Consider the following 254-nt stretch of genomic DNA (forward strand, 5'->3'; position numbering starts at 1 on the left):
GTTTTATATAGCCCTGTTTCAAAGGTTTCAATCGGTTCCCAGTTTAATTCTTTACTTATTTTTGATGCATCTATTGCATATCGGCGGTCATGGCCAGGGCGGTCAGTTACAAATGTTATTTGTTCTGAATAATTATACTCTTTGGGCACTAACTCATCTAAAATACTGCAAATATTTTGCACTACCTCAATGTTCTGCTTTTCATTATGACCACCGATATTATATGTTTCACCTACCTGACCTTCCGTTACTAC

The 254-nt window shown here is 36.6% G+C and carries 1 protein-coding gene; it reads right to left on the bottom strand.

Annotation, left to right across the window (positions count from 1 at the left end):
- The coding region (locus AAEY62_RS23525; protein ID WP_350636874.1) for a GDP-mannose 4,6-dehydratase at positions 1–254 on the bottom strand (254 nt) is incomplete at both ends.

This window comes from Pseudoalteromonas sp. GW168-MNA-CIBAN-0100 (assembly GCF_040309225.1).
GTDB lineage: Bacteria > Pseudomonadota > Gammaproteobacteria > Enterobacterales > Alteromonadaceae > Pseudoalteromonas > Pseudoalteromonas arctica.